The organism is Acidovorax sp. KPB24-03, assembly GCF_057546605.1.
Genome location: NZ_BAAJYR010000685.1, coordinates 1 through 1,243, shown reverse-complemented (window position 1 = coordinate 1,243; position 1,243 = coordinate 1). Strand labels below are relative to the sequence as shown.

Below are 1,243 nucleotides of genomic sequence, written 5' to 3'. Positions count from 1 at the left end.
GGCGAAAATACTGCAGCGCGCCGCGCAGCGGGCTGGGGGTGTCGGGCGCGCGGTGTCGCGGGCCGAGGCCGCATCGGCTGCGGCGGGCGTGGAGGGAAAAGTGGCGTTCATGGTGGACTGACTCTCAGGATGGGCGGGGCGCAGCGGTGTCGGCCGCCGCCCCCAGCGTCTGCAGGTTGCCGTGGATGCGCTTGAGGAAATCCTGCAACTGGTGGTACTCGGCCGGCTGGAAACCCTGGGCGCACACCTGCTGCAGCTCCGTCAGGATCGCGGGGATCTGCGCGGCCGCCGCATGCCCTTCGGGCGTGAGTTCGATGTGCACGACCCGGCGGTCTTCCACCGAGCGCGTGCGGGAGCAAAGGCCCTTGGCCTCCAGCCGGTCGAGCAGGCGGGTCATGCCGCCGGCGTCGAGCTGGCACAGACGCGCCAGGCCCGCGACCGTGTTCTCGTGGTTCAGGTACAGGCGCAGCAGCGGCTTCCATTGCGCATCGGTCAGGCCGAGGGGCTCCATGCGGCGCTCGATCTCGCTGGCGACGATGCACACGATGCGGCGCATCTGGTAGCCAATGCTTTCTTCCACCAGAAAAGGAATGCCCGCCACGGTGAGCGGGGCGGGCGGCAGACGGCTGGCATCGGTTTTTTTGGGCGTCGATCATGGCCTGAACAATAATTGACTAGACAAACAATGTCAAGTCTCTATTTGCCAGGTCGGGTTCGAGGGGGTTCAGCTGCCGGTGGAGGCGTAGTGCCGCAGGCCCAGGCGCCAAGCCCCGAAGGCGGCGGCCAGGAAGGCGAATCCGGCGGCGGGCGACACCCAGCCGACCCAGGCGGGCGCGCCCAGCGGGTCGGGGTGCGACAGGATCGCCAGGCCCGGGTAATACGCCACGCAGGCCAGCGGCACGGCGAAGGTCAGCAGCCGGCGGAACCACTGCGCATAAAGCGCCAGCGGGTACTGCGCCGCCTGCACGCCGCCGTAGGTGAGCACGTTGGCGATCTCCAGGCTCTCCACGGTCCAGAACGCCAGGGTGCCCTGCAGCACCAGGATGCCCAGGAAGAGGGCCACGCCCCCGGCCACCGCCCATGCCGCCAGCGCGAGGGTGGCCGGCGTCCAGTCGATCGGCGCCTGCGCCGTGGAGAACGCCACCACCATCAGCCCCTGCAGCAGCCGCCCCAGCCGGCTCAGGCGCAGGTCGTGGCCCATGAGCTGCAGCGCGAGCGGCCGCGGGCGCAGCAGCAGCACCAG

The 1,243-nt window shown here is 69.9% G+C and carries 2 protein-coding genes; both read right to left on the bottom strand.

Annotated features, from left to right (window positions below; translation table 11 throughout):
* Positions 1 to 124: 124 nt before the first annotated feature.
* A complete protein-coding gene (locus AC27KI_RS25200; RefSeq protein WP_487116520.1) occupies positions 125 to 601 on the bottom strand; it encodes a MarR family winged helix-turn-helix transcriptional regulator in 477 nt (158 codons plus the stop codon).
* A 123-nt stretch (positions 602 to 724) separates the two neighbouring features.
* Positions 725 to 1,243, bottom strand: a 519-nt coding sequence (locus AC27KI_RS25195) for an ABC-2 family transporter protein (RefSeq protein ID WP_487116518.1), incomplete at its 5' end; no start/stop codon positions are given.